1 protein-coding gene is annotated in these 1802 nt (G+C 26.6%); it reads left to right on the top strand.

The window, feature by feature from the left end; genetic code table 11:
* The first annotated feature begins 99 nt into the window (after positions 1-99).
* Positions 100-1752, top strand: coding sequence for a M61 family metallopeptidase (locus AC1EUY_RS15995; protein WP_480196554.1), 1653 nt, complete (start codon positions 100-102; stop codon positions 1750-1752).
* Positions 1753-1802: the final 50 nt, after the last annotated feature.

Here is a 1802-nt window from a genome sequence, read left to right as displayed (position 1 = left end):
GCTGTGTACATAATGGGTTGCTTTTGATTATTTTACGTGTCGTAACGCAAATATCGGCAACCCTGTTTTATATAATAAAAAAGTTTAAATCACTTCAATATGAAAAAACTAGTTTTATTACCATTTTTATTTTCTATTTCTCTTTTTTATTCTCAGGAAATAAGAGAAATTAACGTTCAAATTGAACCAATTCCAAAAACAGACAGAACCGATTTATTTGTTTCTATTAACTTTATAGTTAAAAATGACTCATTAATAAAAATTAATCTACCTAATGGATGTGGAATCGAAAATTATTATACTAATATTAAAAATTTCACCCCAAATAATGAAACTGTCTCTGTAAAAAGCGCTACAGAAAAAATAAAACTTTTAAAGCCTAATAAACGAAAAGAAGTTTCGTTTTCTTATATAATATCTTTAAACCCCAACGATCAAAAAGGATCTTATTTTCCACCCATTACAAATCCAAATTACTTTAGCCTTATGGGGTGTCAATGGGCTCCTTTAATTGGTGAGAGTAATGATACATTTAATTTTAATGTACATATAAAACCAATAAAAGATTGGGAAATTCAATCATCTCTAGGTAAAAATCCTCAAAATATAAGTATTAAAAACACTTATTATTATCATTTGGGCGGTGGATTTGAAGCTAGAATAAGTGGTACTAAAAAAAGTAAAACTCAACTTATCGAAAGTTTTCCTGTAACAGTTTTTATAAATGGTAATTTTGATATGTTGGATAATGATATATATTCAACAGTATTCAAAATTATAAAAAAAGAAAGAGATTGGTTTAAGGATTATAATTTCCCTTTTTTCTATGTAACACTTAATGAAAGTGAAGGTGGGTTAGCTGGAATGGCTATTGATAATCAATTTAATGTATTTGTACCTAAACATACTTCTTTAGAAAATTTAAATATTCTTTTAGCCCATGAAATATTACATGAATGGATAGGGCGAAAAATAATAGTAAAAGAAACTGAAAATGATTTAACGGCTAAATTCAATTGGTTTACGGAAGGATTCATCGATTATTTATCAAGAAAAATTCTTAAAGATACCCATGTTATTTCCGAAGATAGATTTTTAGAAGAAATTAATAAAAACTTAAAAAAATTAAGACTAAATCCTTTTCAAAACATAATTTATCAAGAGTTTGAAAACAAATCCATTTCGTCAGATCATTTGGCCCAGCAATTATCTTATCAACGAGGTTTTTTAATAGCATTGATTTGGGAGCAACAACTAAACCAATTGGATGGAAAAATAAGCCTAGATGATATTATAAAAGAGTTATTCGAATATTCTAAGAATAATAATTTCACTCCAATTTCTTCTAATCAGTTTTTTAAAATATTTGCTTCTTATGGAATAGATGCTAAAAAAGCTTATACTGATTATATCATAAATGGACAGACCATACCAATTGACAGTGGACTTTTAGGGAACATGTATGAAAGTTACGAAGTAGGCTTTAATAAGTATGATTTAGGTTTTTCTATTATAGAAACAAAGAAGAATAAACTTCTTTCTAAAATAAACAAAGAAGGAGTATTATATAAACAAGGTTTTAGAAATGGGCAATCTTTAATTTCAATAATTTACCCCAAACCTTTTAGGTATAAAAAACCTATAATTATTAAAGTAGAAGAAAATGATAAAAAAATCAAAGAATTTGAATATATACCTCAGTCAAATAAAATAGTAAAAATTCCACAATTCAAAAAGAAAAGAGTTAGATAAAGCAGGGCAAAACTCATACTTTAAAGCAGGTTTTTTAGGTTTGCGAAATT

It is taken from the genome of Maritimimonas sp. 2210JD6-3 (genome assembly GCF_056591795.1).
The sequence above is the reverse complement of the archived record's forward strand: the minus strand, read 5'-3'. Positions and strand labels throughout refer to the sequence as shown.